This window comes from Pseudomonas sp. D3-10 (assembly GCF_051132175.1).
In the GTDB taxonomy this organism is placed as follows: Bacteria; Pseudomonadota; Gammaproteobacteria; order Pseudomonadales; family Pseudomonadaceae; genus Aquipseudomonas.
In genome coordinates this window covers 2,965,518-2,987,543 of record NZ_CP071668.1, presented here as the reverse complement: position 1 = coordinate 2,987,543, position 22,026 = coordinate 2,965,518, and the positions used below count along the sequence as shown (strand labels likewise).

At 59.5% G+C, this 22,026-nt stretch carries 20 protein-coding genes; 17 read left to right on the top strand and 3 right to left on the bottom strand.

What is annotated here, in order from left to right; genetic code table 11:
* Nucleotides 1-633 precede the first annotated feature (633 nt).
* The 5 genes from J3P90_RS13500 (at nucleotide 634) to J3P90_RS13480 (ending at nucleotide 4,683) form a co-directional block, all read left to right on the top strand.
* Complete coding sequence (locus J3P90_RS13500; RefSeq protein ID WP_434564033.1) at nucleotides 634-894, top strand: DUF2790 domain-containing protein; 261 nt, start codon at nucleotides 634-636, stop codon at nucleotides 892-894.
* A gap of 41 nt (nucleotides 895-935) precedes the next feature.
* Complete coding sequence (locus J3P90_RS13495; protein WP_434674855.1) at nucleotides 936-1,991, top strand: oxidoreductase; 1,056 nt, start codon at nucleotides 936-938, stop codon at nucleotides 1,989-1,991.
* A 70-nt stretch (nucleotides 1,992-2,061) separates the two neighbouring features.
* Nucleotides 2,062-3,384, top strand: a complete 1,323-nt coding sequence (locus J3P90_RS13490; RefSeq protein WP_434674854.1) for an NTP/NDP exchange transporter — start codon at nucleotides 2,062-2,064, stop codon at nucleotides 3,382-3,384.
* A 120-nt stretch (nucleotides 3,385-3,504) separates the two neighbouring features.
* The gene (locus tag J3P90_RS13485) at nucleotides 3,505-4,197 is read left to right on the top strand and encodes a type 1 glutamine amidotransferase domain-containing protein (RefSeq protein WP_434611422.1); all 693 of its coding nucleotides are present in this window, start codon (nucleotides 3,505-3,507) and stop codon (nucleotides 4,195-4,197) included.
* Nucleotides 4,198-4,251: 54 nt separating this feature from the next.
* Complete coding sequence (locus tag J3P90_RS13480) at nucleotides 4,252-4,683, top strand: DUF1810 domain-containing protein (RefSeq protein ID WP_420763969.1); 432 nt, start codon at nucleotides 4,252-4,254, stop codon at nucleotides 4,681-4,683.
* A gap of 22 nt (nucleotides 4,684-4,705) precedes the next feature.
* On the opposite strand, the gene J3P90_RS13475 is transcribed toward J3P90_RS13480, so the two are convergent.
* Nucleotides 4,706-5,341, bottom strand: coding sequence for a TetR/AcrR family transcriptional regulator (locus J3P90_RS13475; RefSeq protein WP_434674853.1), 636 nt, complete (start codon nucleotides 5,339-5,341; stop codon nucleotides 4,706-4,708).
* Between the two features lie 109 nt (nucleotides 5,342-5,450).
* On the opposite strand from J3P90_RS13475, the gene J3P90_RS13470 reads away from it, so the two are divergent.
* Nucleotides 5,451-6,458, top strand: a complete 1,008-nt coding sequence (locus tag J3P90_RS13470; RefSeq protein WP_434674852.1) for an NAD(P)-dependent oxidoreductase — start codon at nucleotides 5,451-5,453, stop codon at nucleotides 6,456-6,458.
* Nucleotides 6,459-6,535: 77 nt separating this feature from the next.
* Here J3P90_RS13470 and J3P90_RS13465 read toward each other — a convergent pair whose 3' ends face one another.
* Entirely contained in the window at nucleotides 6,536-7,294 is a 759-nt protein-coding gene (locus tag J3P90_RS13465; protein ID WP_434674851.1) for a hypothetical protein, read from the bottom strand.
* A gap of 246 nt (nucleotides 7,295-7,540) precedes the next feature.
* Between J3P90_RS13465 and pstS the strand changes: the two genes are divergently transcribed.
* From pstS to J3P90_RS13435, 6 genes are all read left to right on the top strand, one after another.
* On the top strand, nucleotides 7,541-8,572 hold the full coding sequence (gene pstS, locus J3P90_RS13460; RefSeq protein ID WP_420763965.1) for a phosphate ABC transporter substrate-binding protein PstS: 1,032 nt from the start codon (nucleotides 7,541-7,543) through the stop codon (nucleotides 8,570-8,572).
* Between the two features lie 73 nt (nucleotides 8,573-8,645).
* Entirely contained in the window at nucleotides 8,646-9,611 is a 966-nt protein-coding gene (pstC, locus tag J3P90_RS13455; RefSeq protein ID WP_420763964.1) for a phosphate ABC transporter permease subunit PstC, read from the top strand.
* Complete coding sequence (gene pstA / locus J3P90_RS13450; protein WP_039588462.1) at nucleotides 9,611-10,522, top strand: phosphate ABC transporter permease PstA; 912 nt, start codon at nucleotides 9,611-9,613, stop codon at nucleotides 10,520-10,522. The genes pstC and pstA overlap by 1 nt, the downstream gene beginning before the upstream one ends.
* 75 nt (nucleotides 10,523-10,597) lie before the next feature.
* Nucleotides 10,598-11,359, top strand: coding sequence for a phosphate ABC transporter ATP-binding protein PstB (gene pstB / locus J3P90_RS13445; RefSeq protein WP_025214260.1), 762 nt, complete (start codon nucleotides 10,598-10,600; stop codon nucleotides 11,357-11,359).
* Nucleotides 11,360-11,453: 94 nt separating this feature from the next.
* Nucleotides 11,454-12,152, top strand: a complete 699-nt coding sequence (locus J3P90_RS13440; RefSeq protein WP_420763963.1) for a hypothetical protein — start codon at nucleotides 11,454-11,456, stop codon at nucleotides 12,150-12,152.
* Nucleotides 12,152-12,778, top strand: a complete 627-nt coding sequence (locus J3P90_RS13435; RefSeq protein WP_434674850.1) for a hypothetical protein — start codon at nucleotides 12,152-12,154, stop codon at nucleotides 12,776-12,778. Before J3P90_RS13440 ends, J3P90_RS13435 begins: the two co-directional genes overlap by 1 nt.
* Before the next feature lie 4 nt (nucleotides 12,779-12,782).
* Here the strand turns inward: J3P90_RS13435 and J3P90_RS13430 are convergent, their stop codons facing one another.
* The gene (locus J3P90_RS13430) at nucleotides 12,783-13,517 is read right to left on the bottom strand and encodes an NADPH-dependent F420 reductase (protein ID WP_434674849.1); all 735 of its coding nucleotides are present in this window, start codon (nucleotides 13,515-13,517) and stop codon (nucleotides 12,783-12,785) included.
* Nucleotides 13,518-13,876: 359 nt separating this feature from the next.
* Between J3P90_RS13430 and J3P90_RS13425 the strand changes: the two genes are divergently transcribed.
* From J3P90_RS13425 to J3P90_RS13405, 5 genes are all read left to right on the top strand, one after another.
* Nucleotides 13,877-15,730: an ABC transporter ATP-binding protein gene (locus J3P90_RS13425; protein WP_434674848.1), complete on the top strand. Its 1,854-nt coding sequence runs from the start codon at nucleotides 13,877-13,879 to the stop codon at nucleotides 15,728-15,730.
* A gap of 167 nt (nucleotides 15,731-15,897) precedes the next feature.
* Complete coding sequence (locus tag J3P90_RS13420) at nucleotides 15,898-17,271, top strand: sigma-54 interaction domain-containing protein (protein WP_434674847.1); 1,374 nt, start codon at nucleotides 15,898-15,900, stop codon at nucleotides 17,269-17,271.
* A 171-nt stretch (nucleotides 17,272-17,442) separates the two neighbouring features.
* Entirely contained in the window at nucleotides 17,443-18,591 is a 1,149-nt protein-coding gene (locus J3P90_RS13415; protein WP_434564043.1) for an iron-containing alcohol dehydrogenase, read from the top strand.
* A 73-nt stretch (nucleotides 18,592-18,664) separates the two neighbouring features.
* Nucleotides 18,665-20,104: a hypothetical protein gene (locus tag J3P90_RS13410; protein WP_434674846.1), complete on the top strand. Its 1,440-nt coding sequence runs from the start codon at nucleotides 18,665-18,667 to the stop codon at nucleotides 20,102-20,104.
* Between the two features lie 887 nt (nucleotides 20,105-20,991).
* Nucleotides 20,992-21,627 (top strand): hypothetical protein, encoded by a 636-nt coding sequence (locus tag J3P90_RS13405; protein ID WP_434674845.1) that lies wholly within the window; start codon nucleotides 20,992-20,994, stop codon nucleotides 21,625-21,627.
* The last annotated feature ends 399 nt before the right edge of the window (nucleotides 21,628-22,026 follow it).

The window sequence follows — 22,026 nt, the reverse complement described above, 5'->3', positions numbered from 1 at the left end:
GCTCGCTCCCACATTGGATCTGCGGCTGACTTGAATCCCGAGGGCAACACACCCCCCCTGCGGGAGCGAGCTTGCTCGCGAAGACGCCGGCACATTCAGCATCTTCATCAACTGAAGCACCGCCATCGCGAGCAGGCTCGCTCCCACACCGGATTTGCGGCTGACATGAATCCCAAGGGCAACCCACCCCCTGTGGGAGCGAGCCTGCTCGCGAAGACGCCGGCACATTCAGCATCTTCATCAACTGAAGCACCGCCATCGCGAGCAGGCTCGCTCCCACATTGGATCTGCGGCTGACTTGAATCCCGAGGGCAACACACCCCCCCTGCGGGAGCGAGCTTGCTCGCGAAGACGCCGGCACATTCAGCATCTTCCTCAACTGAAGCACCGCCATCGCGAGCAGGCTCGCTCCCACACTGGATTCGCGGGTGACTTGAATCCCAAGGGCAACACACCCCCCCTGTGGGAGCGAGCCTGCTCGCGAAGACGCCGGCACATTCAGCATCTTCATCAACTGAAGCACCTCCATCGCATTGGCGTTTGACATGTTCCTGACAGGCACCGGTCACCTTGACGTCAGCGTCCCGCTCTTAAAGTTCAACCACCATCCCGGTCAGGACAGTGGAGTCCACCATGAACATTCAAACCTTGTCGGTCGCCAGTCTGCTGGCAGTGATCACGTTGAGCGGTTCGCCTCTGTTTGCCAAAGAGCAAACCCCTATTCCGGCTTATGAATACGGCATGCCGCTGGACGTTGCCCAAGCCCTGCGTATCGAGGAGCCGAAATCAGCCGTATGCGAGGTCGCGCAGGCAAAGATGACCTACGTAGACACCCAAGGACAGATCCGGCACGTCAGTTTCCTTCAGCAGACTGACGCCTGCGCCATTCAGTAAGCCCGGTCGCGCCGGTTGCCACCCAATCAAGGAACTCAATCATGTGGAATAGAACGATCACCCCCGCCGTTGGCTTTTCATACAACATCAGCAAGCTCATGAGGCTGGCCCGTACGTTGACGGCCGGCGTCGCGCTCCTCAGTGCGATGAGTCTTGAAGCATCGGATCGTGCCGCGCCGAAACCCGACTGGTCGACCCGTGACATGCCCTCCCAGAAGGGCCGGATCGTGCTGGTGACCGGCGGCACCAGCGGCATGGGCTACGAAGATGCGCTGGCGTTGGCGCGCGCCGGCGCCGAAGTGATTATCGCGGCGCGTAACCCGGAGCGGGGCGCGGAGGCCATCAAGCGTATCCGCCAGGCCGTACCCGACGCCAAGTTGCAGTTCGAGCCCGTCGACCTGGCCAACCTGTCATCGGTGCGCGGCCTGGCCGAGCGGCTCAACCAGCGATTGCCGCGCCTCGACGTGCTGATCAACAACGCCGCCATCATGGCGCCGCCCGAGCGGGGCACCTCCGCCGATGGCTTTGAGCTTCAGCTGGCGACCAATTACCTGGGGCACTTCGCGCTGACTGGCCTGCTGGTTCCGCTTCTGCGCCAAAGCGACGACGCGCGAGTGGTAAGCCTTTCCAGCATCGCGGCCACGCGCGGCGCGGTGAATCTCGATGACTTGCAGTCCGAGGAGAAATACGACCCTTATGCAGCCTATGCCCAGTCGAAACTGGCTGTGCTCCAGTGGTCTTTCGAATTACAACGGCGTAGTGACGCGCAAAAATGGGGTATCCGCAGCATTGCCGCCCATCCCGGCGTGGCCGTCACTGAACTGATCGCCCGCGGCCCGGGCGTCAATAGCGTGTTCGGCCAGCGCTGGGCGAAGGACCTCGATGCGTACCATTCCGCGGCACAAGGTGCGCTGCCCACGCTCTACGGAGCCACCGCCGAGCAGGCCGTTGGCGGTGCCTACTACGGTCCGACGGGCGATGAGGAAAAACGCGGCCCGCTGGGGTTCGCCAAGACACCGCCAGCCGCGACCAACGAAGCGGACGCCGAACGGCTCTGGGCCGCCTCCGAACGTCTAACCGGCGTTACCTATCGCTGAACCGGTCATGGCGCGAATGTCCGTCTCGCGCCTGCTCTCTAGCCTGCTGCCGCCTCCCTCTGGAGTTTTCATGAGTACGACTTCCTACTTGCATCGGCTGAGTCTCGCCCTCAACGCCCGCGACGGCGAGCTGCGTCCGGCGCTGTGCGGGTTCCTGCTGTTTCTTTGCCTGTTTACCGGTTACTTCATGCTGCGTCCGATCCGCGAATCGATGGGCATTGCAGCAGGCGTCGAGAACTTGCAATGGCTGTTTACCGCGACCTTCCTGGTCATGCTCGCGGCCGTTCCGCTGTTCGCCTGGCTCAGTTCCCGGGTGCCGCGATTGCGTCTGATCGACTGGGTCTACGGCTTTTTCGGCATTAACCTGTTGATGTTCGTCGAGTTCTTTCAATTCCAACCGGACAGCGTCTGGCTGGCCCGGGTGTTTTATGTCTGGATATCGGTTTACAACCTGTTCGTCGTGTCGGTGGCCTGGAGCTTGATGGCGGATGTATTCGACAGCGAGCAGGCCAAGCGCTTGTTCGCGTTCATCGCCGCCGGCGCCAGTGTCGGCGGCCTGTTGGGGCCGGCCCTGAGCGCTTTGCTTATCGACATCGTGGGTGCGTCAGGCTTGATGCTGTTGGCGGCGGTGTTGCTCGGTGCGACGCTTGTGTTGAAAAGGACCTTGATGAACTGGCGTGAAGAAGGTGGGGCGGGGCGGCCCGGTGCTGCGCCCACGCAAAGCCCTCGACAGCCGTTGGCCGGCAATCCGTTGAGTGGGATGGTTGCCGTGCTTCGCTCGCCTTACTTGTTGGGCATCGCCGGTTTCGTGGTGTTGTTGGCGACGGTCAGTACGTTTCTCTATTTCGAGCAAGCGCGTCTGGTGGCCGAACACTATCCGGACCGCGCCTCGCAAGTTCGCATCTTCAGCACCATCGACATCATCGTGCAGGCCGGTGCGTTGCTGTCCCAGCTATTCATCACCGGCAGAATCGCACCGAGGCTTGGCGTGCGCGCGTTGCTGGCTATCGTCCCGTTGCTGATGTGCATCGGCTTCCTGGGCCTGGCCCTGGCGCCTGGGTTTGCGCTGCTGGCGACCCTGATGATTGTGCGACGCATCGGCGAATACGCATTCGTGCGGCCGGGCCGGGAGATGCTCTTCGCACCGCTGGATGCTGAAAGTAAATACACGGCCAAGAACTTCATCGACACCGTGGTCTATCGCGCCGGCGACGCCATGAGCGGCTGGGCCAAGAGCCTGCTCGACCAGCTGGGCCAAGGGGCAGGGGTGGCGGCGATGGTGGGTGCGTGTTGCGCGTTACTGTGGGGTTACCTGGGCTGGCAACTGGGGCGACAGGCGGATTACGCCGCATCAAGGGAACTGCGCCTGGCGGCCATTTCGGCCAGGGCATGACGCCTGTGCATTTGCATCGCGGCGTGGCGCTAACGACTTGAACGTCTACCGCGATGCAGCCTCTGACAATAATGCAGGGCGGATGCATTTCGCCCATTACCGATCGGAGGAAAGGTGTACATGAAAATTTTGATGGTGCTTACATCTCATGATCAGTTGGGCGACACCGGCAAGAAGACCGGTTTCTGGCTGGAAGAATTCGCGGCCCCTTATTACGTGTTCATCGACGCCAATGCCGCGGTGACGCTGGCGTCCCCGAAGGGCGGGCAGCCCCCTCTGGACCCCAAGAGCGATGAGGAACAAGCCCAGACCGACGCCACGCGGCGCTTCGCCACCGATACCAGCGCCCAAGCGGCACTGGCCGATACCGTGCCGCTGGGCGAGGTCGATCCCTATGATTTCGATGCGGTGTTCTATCCTGGCGGCCACGGCCCCCTGTGGGATCTCGCCGAAGACACCGACTCCAAGACCCTCATCGAAGCCTTTTATGCATCGAACAAACCCATCGCCGCGGTCTGCCATGCGCCTGGGGTGTTCAAGGATGTCAACGCACCGGATGGCGAGCCTGTGGTGAAAGGTAAAAAAGTCACCGGATTCACCAACTCCGAAGAAGAGGCGGTGGGCCTGACGCAAGTGGTGCCGTTTTTGGTGGAGGACATGCTCAAGGCCAAAGGCGCGCAATACTCCAAGGGCGCGGACTGGGCGAGTCATGTGGTGGAGGATGGGCACCTGATCACCGGCCAGAATCCGGCCTCATCGCAAGCGGCCGCCCATGCGTTGCTCAAGCGGCTGAAGCAAGAGCAGAGCGCTTGAATCCGGCTTTGGGGGGTGACCGATCAAGTCGCTCCCGTTGGAGGAGCATCAAACATGCACGACCCATACAATCTCGCCCGTTTCGTTGATGCGCAACACCCGGTATTCAGTCGCGTCATGGATGAGTTGCGTGCGGGCCGTAAGACGAGCCACTGGATGTGGTTCATATTTCCGCAATTGCGCGGGCTTGGCCGTTCCGAAATGGCCAGTCGCTTCGCCATTTCCGGCCTTGCCGAGGCCCGCGCGTATCTGCAACACGATGTGCTCGGTCCGCGACTGGAGAGCTCTGTTGAAGCGGTGTTGCAACACAGCGACGTCAGCGCCGAGCGCATATTCGGCTCGCCCGATGATATGAAGTTTCGTTCCTGTCTTACGCTGTTCGTCAGCGCCCAGTCGGGCTCTCCTTTGTATCAACAGGCGCTCGACCAGTTCTATTCCGGCGAGCCGGATCGCAAAACCCTCGCCCTGCTTGAGCAACAGGTATGAACGGCGGACGCGTCACACCGACCTAATCAGCAGGCCCCTGAGGCTGCGAGGACATCGGCTTCAGAACGCCCTGTATCAATGCCGTGAACGCTTCGATCACTTCGTCCTCGCCATGTCGCCCCCTAACCAAGGCGCCGGAGAGCGCTTCTCCCGCGCCAACCAGGCCGATGCAGCACCGCTCAAGTTCGGCTTCTGCCAGACGGGCGTGGGGCTTGAGAACGGCCATGAACATCTTTACGCAATTGTCGAGCAATTCCTGGAATGCCGCCTTTTCGTCACTGCCGGCCAAGGCCGCGCCCACCGCGTGAAACTCGTCGGTATGGTCCGCCGCGCACTGGATGTAGGCGCTGGCCAGGGCCTGGGCGGTTTGCTCAAGGCTTAGGGTGGTGCTGGACATCGCGTCCCGGAAAGCGTTGACACGCTCGGTATCGATCCACTTGTAGAGCTCGATCAACAGCCCCGAGCGTGTGCCGAAATGATCATAGACGACGGGCTTGGACACCCCGGCGCGGACGGCCAGGTGGCCCAGGGTCAGTCGGTCGGCGTTTTCCTCGCGCACGATCAACAAGGCAGTGTCCAGTAGCTGGCGTCGCCGTTCGGCTTTGGAAAGCCTGCGGGGCGGAGCGCTGACAGGGGGCGGCTCGATTTCTTTTTGCACGTTGTCGCTTCCAATTCAAAAAAACCTACCAATGGTAGGTAACTGTCGGTGATGGTGTGCTAGGTTACCTACTAACAGTAGGTTAACCCGGAAACAAGGAGAACAAACAATGTCACTCAATCCTATCTTGTTCATGGGCGGTTCCGGCGCAATCGGCCGCCACACAGCCCGAGCGCTACGCGCCGCTTATCCAGACGTGCCGCTGCTGATTGGTGGGCGGGACCTTGCGAAGGCCCAACGGGTCGCAGCGCAGATGGCCGGGGCGCAGGCCGTGGTGATCGATTCCAGCGCAGACGACCTGGGCCTCGGCGATCGTCCGGTCAGCGCCGTGGTGGTTTTCTACATGGACCACGCCCTCGCCGGATTGCGCTATGCGCAAAAGCGCGGGGTGCCGCACCTGAGCATATCTTCCGGGGTCTTCGAGATCGCCCCCGAAATCGCAATGTACATGCATGCGCCAGGCGCCTCGCCCATTGTTCTGGGTTACGAATGGATGGCCGGCGCAACGACGGCGGCGACGTTGAGCGTGGCCCGGGAATTTGGCCAGATCGATGATATCCGCATCGATGCGCTGGTCGATGAGCAGGACACTGGCGGGCCGACCGTCGCCAGCGATTTCGAACACCTCAACAAGATGCTCCCCGCAGCGCTGACAAGGCGCGACGGGGTGTTCGTATGGCGTGAAGGCGAACATTCCAATACGCAGTTCCAAGCCGTGGACGGTACGTCAATCGACGCCGGCGGCTTCTCATCCATTGATGTCGCCGGCCTGGCGGCTGCGACGGGCGCGGCCAATGTCCAGTTCAACATTGGCATCGGGGTGAGCTCCAGTCGGCGACAAGGACAACCGATGTCCACCGAGATCATCATCGAGCTTGCCGGCGCGGACCTGAAAGGCGAACCGCTGCGCACCCGTCACGCCGTCGTTCACCCGGCGGGCACGGCGCCGCTGACCGGCCTTAGCGTCGCCATGCTTCTTGAACGCCTGCTTGGGTTGGATGGTCAGCCGGTGACGTCGGCAGGGCTTTATTTTCCCTATCAGTTGTTGGACGCTGCGGCGTACCTGAAACGCTTGAAACAAGAGGGCGGCGAGTTGCGCCGGTTGCAGGTGCAATGATGCTGCGAATCAGCGCTCCCTAAGCTGGCGCCTGGCAAAACCTCGCCGCAGGGCAGACTCTTGCCCCAGGCAACGGCTCAACGTTCGCCGGCCTTTTCGAGCACCTGGCTGCTGAGCCGCGCGTCGCTGGCTCGGTTGTCCGGGCCCTGGCAAATTGCGCTGCAAAGGGCCCGGACGACCGGTACGTAGCTCACCTGACTGGGCTGCCCGACATTGACAGCACCCGTTGGGTTGATCAGGTGCACGGCGATTTCGCCTGGCAACCATGGAACCAGTGGCCAACTCGCACGGTTGGCCAGTATCGCGCAACGATTGCCCATCGCGGGCCCGATATCACAAGACGTCACCAGAGCCACGCCCATCAGCCAGGCGCCTTCAAGCTGCGAGCGCACACGGCCTGGGCTCTCTACATAACCCAGGTCCGCCACTACGACCGCGTGATGAACAATCAAGCGGCGCTCATCGCTCATCTCGATATCGACGACGATCGCGGCGCAGCCCTGGGCATCGTAATGAGCGGCGATCCCCTGAGTCCGGCCACGTTCGCCTGCCTTGCCCCAATGGCCCCTCGCGGCCGCCTCGGTAATGACGCGACGCATTCGATGGGCATCGAAGGGGGAGGGTTGGCCTGCGCCTTCGCTCACGGCCGATGCCGAATCAATCAGCGCGAGCAGATAGTCCCGATGATCCATATTGCGGGCTCGCAGCTGCGCGACCACGAACTGCTGTTCGGCGAGCATGTGAAGCAACAGGTCTTTCTTGTCCAGATTGCGGTCAAGGGTCGCCCGCCAGGTCAATTGATCGAGTGTGCTGTCGTGCCCATCGGGATGGCTCATTAGCGTTTCTCCTTCCGCTGATGCGTGAGGCCAGCAATAAACGACGTCCAACCGGGCCTGTTGCTCGCGCAACCACCTCAGAGAGATCAAGGCCTACCTTAGGCGCAGGGAACTGACGTCAGGGTGACGGGCCGCTGACAGGAACATGTCAGGTCGAAAAAAGCGACGTTGCCATTCGATCTTCATAAAAACGTAACAACTCTGTTGCAGAGTTCCTCAGCCCGTCATCACAAGGAGTTTCCTTTAATGAAAAGTTTGATGAAGTCTGCTGCGCTTGCTGTTACGGTTTCTCTTTGTGCCAGCTCGGCATCCTTCGCCGCAGAGAGCGTCCGCCTGACGGGCTCTGGCGCCAGTTTCCCCGCGCCGATCTACCTCACCTGGTTCAAGGATTTCAGCAAGAAGTCCGACGGTGTCACCGTGGATTACCAATCCAAGGGCAGTGGCGCCGGGGTTCAGGATTTCCTGAACAAGACCGTCGATTTCGCCGCCAGCGATTCGGCCATGAAAGACGAAGACATCGCCAAGGTCGCCGAAGGCGTGCAGTTGCTGCCGATGACGGCCGGTGAAATCGTCCTGGCCTATAACCTGCCGGGCAATCCCAAGGGCCTGAAGCTGCCAAGGGACGTTTACTCCAACATTTTCCTGGGCAAGATCACCCGTTGGAACGATCCTCAGATCGTCGCCGCCAACCCGGACCTGAAACTGTCCGATACGCCGATCACCGTCGTTGTGCGTGCGGATTCCAGCGGTACGACTGCGGTGTTCACCAAGCATTTGGCGACCATCAACCCTGAGTTCAAGCAGGCGCTGGGCGAGGGCAATACGGTCAACTGGCCGGCCAGCGACAAGTTCATCAAGTCGCCCAAGAACGATGGTGTGACGGCCACCGTGCGCCAGACCCCGGGTGCGATTGGCTACATCGAATACGGCTTCGCCAAACTCGCCAAGGTCGACTTTGCCCAGTTGCAGAACAAGGCCGGTCAGTACGTCGTGCCGAACGCCGAAAGCGGTGCCGAGGCCTTGGCTGCGGTGAAGATGCCGCAAAGCCTGGTGTCGTGGCTGCCTGATCCGGACGGTGCCAAGTCCTACCCGATCACGTCCTACACCTGGATGATCTTCCGCAAGGACAACGGCAATCCGGCCAAGGCCAAGGCCATGCGTGAAATGGTCGAATACAGCCTGACCGAAGGCCAGAAGATTGCCGACTCGATGGGTTACATCCCACTGCCGGCCTCCGTCGTCGAGCAGGTCCGCAAAGCGTCCGCCAACATTCAGTGATGCATGAGACCTCTCCCGGTGCGTGCGCGATCAGCCGCGCCGGGAGAGCTTTTCCCTTGTTCGGACTTAGCCAATGAACAAACCTTTTGTCGTACCGGTTAATCCGGACTCTGCCTGCCAACCACCATCGGCGAAGGACTTCCTGGTTGATCGCACCTTCCGTGCGCTTGCACGCATAGGGGTGGTTCTGATCCTGGCGCTGGTATTCGCGCTGGTGTTCGAGGTGGGGCGCAAGGCGCTTCCGGGCATGGAGAAGCATGGCACGGATGTGCTTTTCGGCACTGTCTGGGACGTTAACCAAGGTAAATACGGCATCCTCCCGGCGATCTGGGGCACGCTCTACAGCGCCTTGATCGCATTGCTCATTGCAGGTTTCTTCGGCGTCAGCATGGCGATTTTCCTGACCCAGGACTTTCTGCCCCCCAAGCTCGCCGCCATTTTTCGCACCATCGTCGAACTGCTCGCGGCTATCCCCAGCGTCGTCTACGGCCTATGGGGCATCTACGTGGTCATCCCTGCGATCCGTCCGCTGACGACTTGGTTGAACAGCGAACTGGGCTGGATCCCGTTCTTTGGCACTTCCTTGAGCGGGCCGGGGCTGCTCCCTGCGGCGCTGGTGCTGGCCATCATGATCCTGCCAACCATTGCCGCCGTTTCCCAGGATGCGCTCACGGCCGTACCGATGAAAACCAAGCAGGCCGCCTACGGCATGGGCACCACCCACTGGGAAGCGATTCTCAAGGTGATGGTGCCGTCTGCCGCAACCGGCATCTTCGGCTCGCTGGTCCTTGGCTTGGGCCGGGCGCTGGGTGAAACGATGGCGCTGGCCATGCTGGTCGGTAACGCCAACACGCTTTCGCTCTCGCTGTTCGCACCGGCCAATACCCTCGCGGCGCTGTTGGCGCTGAACTTCCCCGAGGCCGGGCCGAACGAGATCGAGGTGTTGATGTATGCCGCGCTGGTGCTGATGTTCATCACGCTGCTGGTGAACATCATCGGTTCGATGATCATGATGTACGCCCAACGGGGTAACAAGTGATGACTGATCTCACTGCTGCAACAGATTTGACGGCTCCAGCGGGCGCGATGCCCAGCCTGCAACGCAGGTTCGAGGGCCGGGCCCTGCGCAGCCTGATCTTGACCACCCTGGTCTGGGCGGGGGCACTGCTGGCAAGCGTACCGCTGATTTCGGTGCTGTACATGCTGATCACCCGCGGCGGTGCGCGCTTGAACCTGGAAGTGTTCACCGAGCTGCCACCGACTGGCTTCGAGATGGGCGGCGGCTTCGGCAACGCCATGGCAGGCACCTTCGTAATGGTGGGTATCGCGGCGGCCATCGCGGTGCCCGTCGGCATCATGGCAGCGATCTTCCTCGCAGAGCTGGGGCCGGACAGCAAACTGGCAAACGCCGCGCGTTTTGCGGCCAAGATGCTCACGGGTCTGCCATCGATTCTTGCCGGTGTCTTCGCTTATGCCCTGGTGGTGATGACCACCGGCACGTATTCGGCACCGGCCGGTGGCGTGGCGCTGGCGGTGCTGATGCTGCCTATCGTCGTGCTGACGGCGGAAGAGTCGATGCGGATGGTGCCCAAGATCATGAAAGACGCCGCCTATGGCATGGGCTGCACCCGCTCGCAGGTGATCTGGAAAATCATCTTGCCCACCGGCATGCCCGCGATCCTCACCGGCGTGATGCTGGCGGTAGCGCGCGCCGCCGGCGAAACCGCGCCGTTGCTGTTTACCGCGCTGTTCAGCAACTACTGGATCTACCACCAAGGCAACCTGGAGGTCATGAATCCGACGGCATCGCTTGCCGTGCTGATCTACAACTTTTCCGGCATGCCTTTCGACAACCAACTGGAGCTCGCCTGGGCGGCCTCGTTGGTGCTGGTGATGATCGTGCTGGTCGTGAACATCATCAGCCGTATTTTCGGCAAGCCCAAGTATTGAGAACGGGAGCATCTGATCTTGAACGTATCCACTGCGCAAATAGCCGCTCCGTTTGTCACCCAGGCGCCTGTAGTCATGGACTGCAAACTGGACAAGATTTTCTATGGCAACTTCATGGCGGTGCGTGACAGCCACGTACCGATCGAGAAAAACAAGATCACCGGCTTCATCGGCCCATCCGGCTGCGGCAAGAGCACCGTGCTGCGCAGCCTCAACCGGATGAACGATCTGGTGAAGGGGTTCCGCTTCGAGGGCCACGTGCATTTTCTTGGCCAGGACGTCTACGGCAAGGGTGTCGACCCGGTGGTGGTGCGCCGTTATATCGGCATGGTGTTCCAACAGCCGAACCCGTTCTCGATGAGCATCTTCGACAACGTCGCGTTCGGCCTGCGCCTCAATCGCTATAAAGGTGACATTGGCGACCGGGTCAAGCATGCGCTGCAAGGCGCGGCGCTGTGGGACGAGGTCAAGGACAAGCTCAAGGTCAGCGGCCTGTCGCTCTCCGGTGGTCAGCAACAACGGCTGTGCATTGCCCGCGCCATCGCCACCGAGCCGGAAGTGTTGCTGCTGGATGAACCCTGTTCGGCGCTCGACCCGATCGCTACCCGGCGGGTCGAGGAACTGATGGTCGAGTTGAAAAAGGACTACACCATCGCGCTGGTGACTCACAACATGCAGCAAGCCATCCGCGTCGCAGATACCACAGCTTTTTTCTCGGTGGACATCTCCCAGGGCACACGCACCGGCTATCTGGTGGAGATGGGCCCGACGACGCAGATTTTCGATAACCCCCGTGAACAGATGACCGGCGATTACATCAGCGGCAAGTTCAGCTGAGCCACATCCCCGGTCGAGGCCGCATCCCTGCAGAAGCCAAATGGATTTGGCGGGCATCCGGTAGACATTTACCAAGCGTTTCCAAGGAGCACCAATGCCTGCTACGCATCGCCTTGATTTGCCTGCGATTGAGCGCGCACTGCGCGAAGTGCAAAAGAGCTTCGCCGCGCTGAGCCGGCACTTCACGGAGCCGCGGGACCCCCTGACGGATGAAGTGCTGCAAAATGTGCTTGAAGGCTATGGGCTGATTGACGACTATGTGGCCCGCGGCGTCGACCTGTTCGATCTCCAGCAACTGAACCTGATGCTCGAGATCAACGCCACGGTGCTGTGTGGCCGAGACCCCGTACGCCGGCTGGAATACGCCCAGCACCTGGCGGCGACCGAGGCGCATTTCTTCAACAACGTTGAGGGCGGCATCAAGGACTTGTACAACTGGTATTGCGCGTATCGCAGTGAGTCGGTGTGGAAGCGTGCGGCCGGCGTCTATGTACGCATTCTCAGCAAGCCGCAGTTGTTCATCGAGGGCAACAACCGCAGTGGGTCGCTCATCGTCAGCTATCTGCTCATGCGCGCGGGGCTTCCTCCTTTTGTGCTGTCTTTGGAAAACGCCGAGGGCTACTTCAATCCGTCCTCGGTCATACGCAACTCCGCCAAGCATGGCGTCAAGGCTTTGTATGAATTGCCCAAGATCAAGAAGAAATACGCAGCGTTCCTCGAAGAACAGGCACCGGACCCAATGAAATTTTTCCTCGAGGGCAAATCCTTGCCCGTCTCACAGGGCCGCCACTGATGAGCAGGGCTCTGGTGCTCGCCGGATGCAAAACCTTAGGTGGCCGGGTAGGGCAGGCTATCCGCAGCGTCAATCCGACGCGGCTGCTCCTACGCCAGCGCATACGCATTTCGTTCGACATCGACGACACGCTCGCCTGCCAACTCCACCACTGCGATGTCGAGCGAAGCCGGTTGCCGGCCTGTGTTCACCGCTGGCTGGGAGAGCCGCTGCGCATGGGTACGCGCTCGCTGATCCGGGAGCTGCGTCGCCAGGGTTGCAGTATCTGGGTCTACACATCGTCTGGGCGCACGCCGTCCTACATCAGGCGTTGGCTGCTGCTGTACGGCATCCGCGTCGACGGTGTCGTCAACAGCGTGCTCCACAACCGCGCCCTGACGACACATGGGCTGTCCAACTCACCCTCCAAGTACCCGCCGGCGTTCGATATCGACTTGCACGTCGATGATTCCGAGGGTGTGCAGATTGAAGGGGATGACCACGGGTTTCGCGTTGTCGTGGTGCATCCGGAGGATGAAGGCTGGGCGCAGAAGGTGCTGGATGCGGTGGCCATGGTCCAGGCGCAGCTTGATTGGCAGCAGAGGCCGGTCCAGCGGGCTCCGTTGCGCCGGGTTACGACCGGCTAGCAAGTCAGGCTGTCATCGTGCGATTCAGGGCCACAATCTGCTCATGGGTAAGCTGACTGCCGGGATCCATGAACCTGGCGATCAGTGCGTCGCGGTTTTGCGGTGCCCGTGCCTTTTCTGCCGCGTCCAGCGCCGTTTCCAGCTCCGGCAGCGTCAATTCAGTGCAGTAAGCCGGTGTGCCTGGCTGCTGACGCCATGAGGCTTCGAGGCTACCGGCGGCAAAAGCGGTAAAGCCTGTCTGCTCGACAAGATCCTGCGCTAGCGCCACAGCGGCGGCATCGTTCCCAGCCACGGGTATCGCGATGCGCGTTGAAGCTTCCGTCGGCTGGCCTTTGTCGGCAAGCGTGGCGGCGAGCAGGGCATTCCATGCCTTGACCACCGGGCGACCAAGCTGTTCGCTCACCCAGACGCTCTCGGGCTTGCCGTCCTCAACTTCCTTGATTGCCCCGTCACGACCCGGATAGTAATTGGAAGTATCGATGACGACGGTCTTCGGGGAAGCATTGCTCAACGTCTGCTTGAGGTCAGGGTATCTAGCAAATGGAATCGACAGGATTACAGCGTCCACGCCAGACACCGCATCATCCTTGGTCACGGCATGCACGCCGATTTCGCTGGCAAGTTTCTGGATGCTTTGAGGGTCTTTCGAGTTCGCCAGTTTGACGTCATGGCCGCACGCCGCGAGTTTGCGGGCAAGGGTCGCCCCAATGTTGCCTGCGCCGATAATTCCGATTTTCATTTCAGTCACCTCGCTTGTGGACAGTCTGCAAGTTTCATCATTCCTGCGCCGGCCTGTATCCGGCCAGCAAACTTAGAATCTCGTCATGTGAGCCGTTGGATTCGGCAAACCGTAATGGCTTGGCGCGCTCGACGACAAGTACCTGTGGAGTCGATTTCGAGCAATTCAAGAACGTCATGCAGGAACTCGTCCAAGGGCATGGCGTTTTTCTTCATTTTTCGTATTTCAGCGGGAGCCGGAGAAATTCCGGCCCTCTGCGGGTAAAAATTCTGAGCAAACGGCACTGTCTGCGCGTCCAAAACCCTCAACGCATCCTTTAAATGCGACTATCTATGCGTCAGATCGTTTTGGAAATCACCATGCTTCGCCTATTTGAACAACGGCTAGACCCTTTCCCACCCGATGAAGTCCCCCCGCCACCCGACGGTCTGGCGCGGTTCCTGTGGGCTTGCACGCGAGGCGCACGCGGTTACATTCTCGCATTCGCGCTGCTCAGTGCCGGTGTGTCGATCTACGAAGCCTGGCTGTTTTCTTTCCTCGGTCAGGTCGTGGACTTGCTCTCGACCTGGCAGGCAGGCGGCGATGCGGCAGCGCAAGAGAGTCGGGTGCTGTGGGGCATCGGCATCATCCTGGTGGCCAGCGTTGGGCTGGTCGCGTTGCGCACGATGGTGCAGCACCAGATTCTAGCGATCAATTTGCCGTTGCGCCTGCGCTGGGATTTTCACCGGCTGATGCTGAGGCAAAGCCTGTCGTTCTTTTCGGATGAGTTTTCCGGCCGGGTCACCACCAAAGTGATGCAGACGGCGCTGTCGGTGCGTGAGGTGCTGTTCACCATCATCGAGATCGTTCCCGGGATCGGCGTGTACTTCATCGCGATCATCGCCCTGGCAGGCGGTTTTGACCTGAAACTGATGCTGCCTTTCATTGCCTGGATGGTCTTGTTCGGTGTCGCCATGCGCTACTTCGTGCCGCGCCTGGAGAAAGTAGGGCAGGAACAGGCCAATGCGCGGTCGTCGATGACCGGGCGAGTTTCAGACGCCTACACCAACATCACCACGGTAAAGCTGTTCTCCCACTCCAAGCGCGAAGCGCATTTTGCGCGCGCCGCCATGGAGGATTTCAAGCAAACCGGCTTTCGCCAGATGCGCTTGGTCAGCCAGTTCGAGATCGTCAACCAGGCCTTGGTGGTCGGGTTGATCATGGGCTCGGGCGGTTATGCCCTTTGGCTATGGCACCAAGGCGAAGTCGGCACCGGTGCCGTCGCGGCGATTACCGCCATGGCGTTGCGCATCAATGGCATGTCGCACTGGATCATGTGGCAAATGACCTCGCTGTTCGAGAACATCGGCACGGTGCAGGATGGCATGGCGACCCTGACCCGCGGCCCCAAGGTGCAGGATGCGCCAGACGCCGGCGTGCTGGTCACCACGGGCGGCGCGGTGACCTTCGACAAGGTGCGCTTCAACTATAACGGCGAACGCCAGGTGCTCGATGGTCTGAGCCTGAGCATCCGCCCGGGAGAAAAGATTGGCCTGGTAGGCCGTTCCGGCGCCGGGAAATCCACGCTGCTCAATCTGCTGCTGCGTTTCTACGACGTGGACAGCGGCGAGATTCGGATCGATGGGCAGAATATCGCCCACGTCACCCAGGACAGCTTGCGCAGTGCCATCGGCATGGTCACCCAGGACACGTCGCTGTTGCACCGCTCCATCCGCGACAACATCGCCTATGGCCGCCCCGATGCAACCGACGCGCAGATCCGCAGCGCCGCGATCAGCGCTCAAGCCGATGGATTCATCAGCCAACTGAGTGACAAGCAAGGTCATTGCGGCTACGACACCCTGGTTGGGGAGCGTGGGATCAAGCTTTCGGGAGGCCAGCGACAACGCATCGCCATTGCCCGGGTGATGCTCAAGAACGCCCCGATCCTGCTGCTTGACGAAGCCACCAGCGCACTGGATTCAGAAGTCGAGGTCGCCATCCAGGAAAGCCTCGATGAAATGATGAAGGGCAAGACCGTGATCGCCATTGCCCATCGGCTGTCGACGATCGCGGCCATGGACCGGCTCATCGTCATGGATGAAGGCCGCATCATCGAGCAGGGCACCCACGCCGAGCTGCTCGGGAAGAACGGGACCTATGCGCGATTGTGGCATCACCAGAGTGGCGGTTTCCTGGGGGAGGATCAGGGGGTGGTTGAGGCGGTGGAGTAGGCTGGCTCAGTATCGGAACAACACACGATTTCGGTTCCGTGTAATCGCGCAAACCGAAAGACCCGCGCATTTCAGGGCTTGTTCCAGGGAAGCGATTTTCTCGCAGGCGGGGTTTTGCAAGAATGTACCCTCTGCATATGACAGCTCCCCCTGAAGGAACCTCCCCGGTGAACGTCAATGACGCCAGCTTCGAAGAACTGCTCAACGCTCTCCATGACGGCGTCTACATCACGGATGGCGACGGCAAGACGCTAAAAGTAAATCAAGCCTATGAGCGCCTGACCGGGCTAAGTGGTGCGGATCTCGTCGGTCGATCCATGCAGGAGCTGGTGAAGGAGGGCGTCATCTCGCAATCGGCCACATTGCGCGTGTTACAGGGTGGTCGGCCGGTATCGGTGATGCAGAGCCTGAGCCATGGCAAGAAATTGCTCGTCAGCGCCACGCCAATTCTCGACGCTGGAAAGCGAATTTCATACGTGGTCAGCACCGTACGCGACATGACTGAACTGCTGCGCATGAAACACGAGCGCGATGAGTTGCAACAGCTCAAACAACTGCGCAACAGCACCGCCAAGCTTCATGCCGGGCAACGGGACAATCTGCTGCGTTCTCCGCTCATGGCCGATCAGGAGGTTTCCGGCCGCGTCCTTTCGCTGGCCCGGCAGGTTGCGAGCAGCTCGGTGAAGGTGTTGCTTCAAGGCGAAACCGGCGTCGGGAAGACCCTCGTCGCGCAATTCATCCATAACGCCAGCCCCCGTGCCAGCGAACCCTTCCTCGCGCTCAACTGCGGCGCGCTGCCCGAGAATCTGATCGAAGCCGAGCTGTTTGGCTATGCACCTGGGGCGTTCACTGGCGCAGGTCCCAAAGGCAAGCGTGGCCTGCTGGAACTGGCGCATCACGGCACGTTGTTTCTAGATGAGATTGGTGATCTTCCGCTGCCGGTGCAGGTCAAGCTGCTCAAGGTCATCGAAGAAAACCGCTTCATTCCTGTCGGCGGCCTGGAATTGAAGGAGGTGGATGTGCGCATCATCAGCGCCACCCACCATGACCTCAAGCAGCGGGTGACGGAGGGGCATTTTCGGGCTGATTTGTATTACCGGCTCAACGTGGTGCCGATTCACATACCGGCACTGCGCGAACGTCGGGAGGAGATTGCGCCACTCCTGCGTTACTACCTCGACCGATTCAACGTTCGTTATGAACGCCAGGTCCAGTGGAGTCTGGATGCCCTCGACTTGATGTGCGAATACGCCTGGCCCGGCAACATTCGCGAGTTGATCAATGTCGTCGAACGGCTGGTGGTGACCAATCAGAGCGGGACTGTCGAGGCGCTTGATATGCCGGAAGAGATCCTCAACCTTAATCCGTCGAAAACCAATGACGCGGGGCTGCCACTGCGCAAGGTATTGGAAAATGCCGAGCGCAGCGCGATTCGCGCCGCGCTGCTTGCGCACAAGACCACGCGCCTTGCGGCCAAGGCGTTAGGGGTGAGCCAGGCGACTGTGGTGCAGAAAATGAAACGCTGGGAACAGTCTGATTAGGATTCTGATCAATGTAGGGTAAAACGATCAGAAAACTAATCGGAGCTCACCGGTAAAAAAGCCCATAATCCACGCAAAGTCCCGTAGGACGGGGCTTCCAGGGCATTGGCACGTCTTTCGCTATCCCATTTGGCACGTCTTCCATAAAACAACATCAACTGGACGAGCCCGATGAACATTTCTTCTTTCAAAATCGCCAATAAATTAATCACCGGACCCGGCGCAATCGAGCAGCTTTGCGCTGAGCTGACGCGCCTTGAGATCAAGAACCCACTGATCGTCACGGACACCGTCCTGGTGAACTCCGGCACTGTGGACCTGGCGCTGGCGCAACTCGGTGATCGTCACTACGGCGTTTTCGACCAGGTCAAACCGGAGCCTGAGGTGGCCATCGTGGAGGAGTGCACTCGCGCCTATCGCGAGGGTGGACACGACGGATTGATTGCGGTGGGTGGCGGCAGTGCCATCGATATTGCCAAGGGCGTCGCGGCGTATGCCGGTCATGCAGGTCCGCTGACGGAACTGTTCGGTGTCGATTTGGTGAAACGCAAGGGCCCGCCCTTGATTGCTATCCCGACAACTGCCGGCACAGGTTCGGAAGTGACCAACGTCGCGATTTTCTCCGACAAGCAAGCACAGCTGAAAAAAGGCATCGTCAGTGACTACCTGCTACCGGACGTGGCGCTTGTCAGTCCGACCATGACGTTGACCTGCCCACGCAGTGTGACGGCGGCCAGTGGCGTCGATGCGCTGGTGCATGCGGTCGAGTCCTATCTTTCAGTCAACGCTTCGCCAATCACCGATGCCATCGCGCTCGGTGCGATCAAGTTGATCAGCAAGGCGCTGCCGAAGGCTTATGCCAACCCAACCAACCTGCAAGCCCGGGAAGACATGGCCACCGCGAGCCTGATGGCCGGCATGGCGTTTGGCAACGCGGGGGTAGGGGCGGTGCATGCGCTGGCGTACCCGCTCGGCGGACGGTTCAACATCGCCCATGGCGTCAGCAACGCCTTGCTGCTGCCGTACGTAATGGAGTGGAACAAGACGGCTTGCGTCGAGCGTTTCCGTGACATCGCCGAAGCCATGGACGTGCGCGTCGCGAACCTGAGCGACAGGGACGCAGCGGACCAGGCTGTGAAAGCCATGGCGGATCTGTGTGCTGGCGTTGATATTCCCTCCGGGCTGCGCAGTTTCAACGTGCCCGAAGAGGCCATCCCAGCGATGGCGGAGGAGGCCAGCAAGATCGACCGTTTGATGCGCAACAACCCGCGCAAGCTGACGGCCGCCGATATCGAGAAGATCTATCGCGCCGCCTACTGATCCATAAAGCCATGGCTCCGGTTTCCCGGAGCGTGCGCCCGTCACTACAAGACCAATAACACAGGTGAACCCAATGTCTGACACTCCTGCGCAGCGGGGCGAAAGTCCATACATCCCGCTCGGTCCTTTCAAGGTCCGGTTGCCGTTTCTCCATTACAAATTCGAACTTCCAGACTACCTCCAAGGCTTGTTGATGTGTGCCGTGGACCTGGCCGCGATCCCGCTGATGACCGAACTGCTGGGCATGCCTTTCGAAGTCGCGCTTGCCGTGGTGATGCTCAACGGCTTGCTTTACCTGGCGCACCATTTGCTCGGTGACCCGACCGTTCCTGGCTGGATCACGCCGGCGGTTCCTCTGTTGATGGCTTACTGCGCGCAGTTCCCAATGGGCCCGGAGCGTGTCCATGCCTTGATAGCCTTCCAACTGATGCTTGGCGTATTTTCAATTGCCCTGGGGGCGACTGGAATGGCGAAAAAGGTTGTGGAATTCGTGCCCTCGGCAATCAAGTCCGGCATCATCGTCGGGGCTGGCTTGAGTGCCGTGATCGCGGTGTTCCAGGTGGGCGGGAAATTCAATGTACTGCCCTGGACCATCTCCATTGCGGTGGGCATAGCCTTCTACCTGATCTTTTCCCAGCACTTCAACGAGCTCAAGCAACGCAACCGCTTCTGGTGGAACTTCGCCAAGCTCGGCATCCTGCCGATCATCCTGCTGGCGGTGGTGATTGCACCGTTGTTTGGTGAGGCGCCATGGCCGACGATTCAGTGGGGAATCAGCCAACCGGACTTTGCCGGATTGTGGAATGACTACACCGTCTTCGGTCTGGGCATGCCGCCAGTCTCCATGTTCATCTCAGCGTTGCCAACCATGCTGGCGGCCTACATCATCGTGTTCGGCGACGTGCTCAGCGCCAAATCGCTCCTTGATGAGGCAGAAACCGTGCGCACCGACGAAGTCGTCGACTACAACGCCGATCGCGCTCACCTGATCTTCGGCGCGCGCAACGCGTTCATGAGCATCTTTGGTCCCGATGTCGCCATGTGCGGGCCAAAATGGGCCGCGATGCTGGTGGTGGTGATCGAGCGTTTCAAAGGTGGACCGAAGGCAATGAAGTCGATCATTGGCGGCGTCGGGTCGTTCCGCTGGGGTACCAACAGCGGTCTACTGTTGTTGCCGGTCGTCACGCTGGTACAGCCGATTCTCGGTGTCGCCTTGTCACTGACGCTGCTGATCCAAGGGTACGTTAGCGTACGCCTGGGCATTCTCGAAGCCCGAAGCCAGCGTGACCTGGGCATCGCGGGCGTGATTGGCGCGGTGCTGGCGATCAAAGGCGCGAGCTGGGCATTTGGAATTGGCGTTGTGTTGTGCTTGCTGATCTACGGCAAGAACTTTTTCAAGGGGGAGGTGGATGGGACGTTTGCCAAGGACCTGAAGGCGCCGGGCGACAACCCTGTCAGAGATGTCGGGTCGGCCCCCGCGATCAAGCGGGTTGCAACGGAGAATGTGCTTTAACCTGGGCGACGTGTCCGTCGATATCAGCCGGGCCGCAGCTGCAAAGCTCCGGCCCGGCATCTCCCTCGCTTGGACGTTAGGAAAATTCTGGTAGCGAGCGTGTGAGCCGGAAACAGTCCAAGCCGTTAGTGAGCGCCGATGTCGAGAGGTGGATTATGAATGTGGGTCAATCTTCTGATTTTCGAGATGTGAACGTTGAAATCTAAGCGGACAATAAGAATATTTAGAGATTACAGGTAGTTAGCGAGAATGTCGCTCTATTACCGGAAAACAGAAATCTTTTTTCCGGCAATGAAAAGAACATTATCTTTTTTCCGGCAATGAAATGTACAGGCCATCCAGGCAGTTTTCGGTACGGCTGGATGGCTAACCTTTCTCCTTCTACTGTCCTCGGTCGCCCGATATGTCCACGTTGATTGGTGAAGTATCACCCCCACAAGCGGTGAAGGCTGCATCGCTGACGCTCATATAGCATACCCGGTGTACCTGTATAAAGGTAAAAGTAGATGACGGTCTGCATCGATTGCTTACCGATCGAGGGAGAACTTCTATCGTGCTGGCTTTACAGGCAGAGTAGGGTTTCTAGATACACGCCGCTTGGGCGTGAGGAACTCAGCCAAATGTGGTTGGCCTCGGCCCCGGCTGCTGATTTCGATCCGGACTTCTCGCTGAACTCCAGATTCGCGAATGCGGCGTGTGAGGCCGTACACATGAGTCCTGAACTCAGGGCAAATTTTATTCAACCGCCTAGCAATTGGCTAATACCGCGCTTTTACAGGCGCACGTTTTGCTATCAGTGTTTGACTGAACAAGTTCGTGTGTGCGAACTTCCTACTTCGCTAAACTATTGGTGCGCCGTGGGTACAGTGATTTGCGCACGTCATAATATGCCTTTGATCGATGCTGCAGAGGTGTTCGGGCCTAAGCTGAGCATGGCCATGAGATTTTTCCAGATGCAGGTTGTACATAAAGAAAGGTATCTTTCAGCGTCCCGGTTTCAAGATGGAGTGCGCTCTATCAAGTCCTTGCAGTCGGTACAGGACATGCTCAAAAACTTTGAGATGAAGGCTATTCAGGGCGAGCTGGGCAACAACGCTCACGAGTCCTGGGAATGGGATTTCTCGAAATTCCTGATCTGCTTGATGCTCTATCCAAGGTTTGGCCTCATCAATCGTTACATGCGTAACGACGCTGCTTATCTTCAACTTCCGATGTTTCAACAGACGTTCACTCTCGGCCCTTTGATAGCCAGTATCGCTCACCGAAGGGTCGCGCTACTTATACTCGGCTGGCTTTACGAGGTCTTGCCAGCGGATGAGTCGAACGTGATTGAGGCTCTGTTGGACGCAATAGGCCGCGCGATTGGATTTGCTGATGCCAATGGTTTGGGCTCATCGTGCAATGGTTTCTCGCCAGAACATGCTGCAGTCATTGCACGCCGACTTGTGCAATGGCATCCATTAATAGCCTCCAGCAGGGCTCAACAATTCATCGAGGGATTCACTGCCTCCACTGGAAAGTGAAGTGCGGATGACCTGCTGTCTGCGAATCGATATATGGGGCTAGGACAGGTCGCATGGATACTAAGTTTTGCTTGCTAACCGAAATCTCACTACCTTTGGGCCCTATCTGCCTAGACTGCTTACATGGCGATGCCTGGATATGGGTTGATTTCCTGGTAGCCATGCCAGGCGTACGCGTTCTCCAATACTCGATACGTCAGAGCACAGAACGGGGGGCTCCTACATCAGCTCTTTGCACAGGCCTGGGGGGAGGGCACTCGCTAAGCGTAAAAAATCGTCGAATCAATTTTTCCTGTACAACATTATACTCACCATGGCCAGTGGGGAAGGAACTAAATAATGCCCGTGATTTTTGTGATCTATTTTTATCCAGATTCTTTCAGTGGTCTGCAGAGATCT